This is a genomic window from Tepidiforma sp., assembly GCF_026419595.1.
Taxonomy (GTDB): domain Bacteria; phylum Chloroflexota; class Dehalococcoidia; order Tepidiformales; family Tepidiformaceae; genus Tepidiforma.
This window is the reverse complement of record NZ_JANZZD010000059.1, coordinates 1-2,430: the sequence shown is the minus strand read 5'-3', so window position 1 is coordinate 2,430 and position 2,430 is coordinate 1. Positions and strand designations below refer to the sequence as shown.

The 2,430-nt window shown below is 64.4% G+C and carries 2 protein-coding genes; both read right to left on the bottom strand.

The genetic code is table 11. The annotated features are described in order from the left end of the window. Positions 1-299, bottom strand: a 299-nt coding sequence (locus N2041_RS14235) for a thiamine pyrophosphate-dependent enzyme (protein ID WP_297679240.1), incomplete at its 3' end; no start/stop codon positions are given. 193 nt (positions 300-492) lie between these two features. Beyond that, positions 493-2,418 carry a 2-oxoacid:acceptor oxidoreductase subunit alpha gene (locus tag N2041_RS14230; protein ID WP_367187737.1) on the bottom strand — a complete coding sequence of 642 codons (1,926 nt, stop codon included), beginning with the start codon at positions 2,416-2,418 and terminating at the stop codon, positions 493-495. Positions 2,419-2,430 lie beyond the last annotated feature (12 nt).

Here is a 2,430-nt window from a genome sequence, read left to right as displayed (position 1 = left end):
TCGCCGTCTCCCGTGATGACGAAGACAGTGAGCTCCGGCCGCGCCGTCTTCAGGCCCGTGGCGATGGTCGGCGCGCGGCCGTGGATGCTGTGGAAGCCGTAGGTGTTGACGTAGTAGGGGAACCGGCTGGAGCAGCCGATGCCGCTGATGAACACGATCTGCTCCCGGGGCAAGCCGAGCTGCGGCAGCACCTTCTTCATCTGGGCGAGGATCGAATAGTCCCCGCACCCCGGGCACCAGCGGACATCCTGGTCGCTGGCGAAATCATTGGCGGTGAGCACTTCCTGGACAGTGGACATGGTCGGATCAAACTCCTGACGGCACCAGCCCGCTGGGCCGGCCACCGGCCACCGGCCATCCCATCGGCAAGGGACGGTCTGCCGGCTTTCGGGCCATGGGCTGAAGGTGTGTCATCGTTCGAGGATGAAAATCGCAGGTGCTGGGATCGAAAAACTCGGATGGTTGCCGGAAAACGCAGGGATGCACGTCAACCTAGCCGCCATCGGCTGCCGCCCCGGCCAGGGCCGCGACCGCTTCCTCCGTCTCCCGCTGCGGCTGCCCATTGGTCGACAGGCCGAGCTGCTGACGGATGGCGTTGACCACCTCCTGGACGGCGAACGGCCGCCCCTGCACCTTGTTCAGGCCCTGGGCATCCACGAGGTACTTGGCCCGGATGAACGTGCGGAGCTGTCCCATGTTCAACTCGGGAATCAGCACCTTCTTGTAGCTGCGGAGGATGGTTTCCAGGTTCCGCGGGAAGGGGTTGAGCCACCGCAGGTGGGCATGGGCCACCGACAGCCCTTCCGCCAGGCAGATCTCCACGGCCGTCTTGCAGGCCCCATAGGTCCCGCCCCAGCTCAGGACCAGCAGGTCGCCACTGTCCGGTCCTTCCACTTCCTGGGGGGCGATCAGGCTGGCCACATTTTCCACCTTCCTGGCCCGGGTGTTGACCATGTGCTGGTGGTTGGCCGGCTCGTAGTTCACATTCCCCGTGATGTCCTGTTTTTCCAGGCCACCCACGCGGTGCATCAGCCCTTTGGTCCCCGGCAAGGCCCACGGTCGGGCCAGCAGTTCGTCCCGCTGGTACGGCAGGAATTTCTCCCCCGTGGTGATCGGGCCGGGATGCTTGATCTCGATCTTGGGCAGCTTTTGCAGATCGGGAATCAGCCACGGCTCGCTGCCATTGGCCAGATAGCCGTCGGAAAGCACCATCACCGGCGTCATCAGCCGCGAGGCGATCCGCCAGGCCTCGATGGCCACGTCGAAGCAATCGGCTGGGCTGCGGGCCGCCACCACCGGCAGGGGGGCCTCGCCGTTACGTCCCACGATCGCCTGGAACAGATCGGCCTGTTCCGTCTTGGTCGGCAGCCCCGTGCTCGGGCCGCCCCGCTGGATGTTCACCACCAGCAGCGGCAGCTCGAGCATGATCGCCAGGCCGATCGCCTCCGTCTTCAGGGCGATGCCCGGGCCGCTGGAGGTCGTGACCGCCATGTGCCCGCCGTAGGCAGCCCCGATCGCCGAGCAGATCGCGGCGATTTCGTCCTCGGCCTGGAATGTCCGCACGCCGAAGTTCTTGTATTTCGACAGCTCATGCAGAATGTCGCTGGCCGGCGTGATCGGATAGCTGCCCAGAAACAGCTCCTTGCCGCTGAGCCAGGCCGCTGTCATCAGCCCGTAGGCCATCGCCAGATTGCCGCTGATGTTCTTGTACGTCCCCGGCGGCAGGTGGGCCTTCTCCACGCGATAGGTCGAGAGGAAGGCATCGGTGGTCTCGCCATAATGCCAGCCCGCCTTCAAGGCCCGGGTGTTGGCTTCGACCAGCTCCGGCTTGCTGCCGAATTTTTCTTGTAAAAAGCGGAGCGTCGGCTCCATGTCCCGCCCGTAGAGCCAGTACACCAGCCCCAGGGCAAAAAAGTTCTTGCAGCGGTCGACCTCCTTGGTGCTCAGCCCCGTATCCTTGAGGGCCTCGCGCACCAGGCGGGTCATCGGCACCTTGTAAAGCTGGTAGGTATGCTCCAGCACCTCCGAGTCGAGCGGGTTGCTGGTGTAACCCGCCATCTCCCAATCTTTTTTCTCGAAATTGTCCGAATTTACGATTAACACCCCTCCCTTGCGGAGATCACCCAGGTTGGTCCGCAGGGCGGCCGGGTTCATCACCACCAGGGCATCCAGCACATCGCCCGGCGTGTAAATGTCGGTGCTGGAAAAGTGCACTTGAAAACCGCTGACGCCTGCCAGCGTGCCCCGCGGCGCCCGGATCTCGGCCGGGAAATCGGGGAAGGTCGAGACATCGTTGCCGAGCAGGGCGCTGGTGCGGGTGAACTGCTCCCCCGTAAGCTGCATGCCGTCGCCCGAGTCGCCGGCAAACCGCACGGTGGCGCTGGGAAGCTGATGGACTTCTTTGTGCGTGACAGGCACAGGTTCGGTGGT